Here is a 612-nt window from a genome sequence, read left to right on the forward strand (position 1 = left end):
CAACTCCATTGCTGTGTGCGCGGTTGCCATGGAGGCTTGGAAGGCCTACCACAGCTGTGATGGAGCCAACGGGACCAGGAACCCAATTGGCAACCTCCTCTTCTCCAACAATTGTGAAAGGGGCACCAGGGCAGCAACTGGAGGTGCCATCCCTCTTCCCCTCATCTCAAAGGCTTTGTGTGGCATGCTACCACCATCTGGAATGGTAGCAAGGACCTGAGAGAAGCCCCCACCAAGGGAGCGGCCATGAAGGTGGCAAAGAACCTAGCCAAGACCGCCCCCATCTAAAGCTAAGGACAGAAAAGTGATAAATGTTGTGATAGTATTCTCGACTCAAATTTATTTACCTACTGACATCGACCAGCCTGGTCTCGAAATTTTTGATATAAAATTCTGACACTGTATACTAGTAGATATTACTAAAGTGTTTCTCGAATAAACTTAGATTACACACACACACACACACACACACACACACTATTGCCTAGCATTCATTGGCCAAGTGTTGTCTTCTGGGTATAAACCTATTTTAATTTGTAGGAATACACGATGACACACTGTAAGCAAAGTTGTTTCCATACAACATAACTGAGGTGAACCAATCAATCATCA

General features: G+C 45.6%; 1 protein-coding gene. It reads left to right on the forward strand.

The features are described 5' to 3' along the window. The coding region (locus tag JEM65_RS22685; protein ID WP_233530818.1) for a hypothetical protein at positions 1 to 209 on the forward strand (209 nt) is incomplete at its 5' end. Positions 210 to 612: the final 403 nt, after the last annotated feature.

Source organism: Gelidibacter salicanalis (genome assembly GCF_016469035.1).
In the GTDB taxonomy this organism is placed as follows: Bacteria; Bacteroidota; Bacteroidia; order Flavobacteriales; family Flavobacteriaceae; genus Gelidibacter; species Gelidibacter salicanalis_A.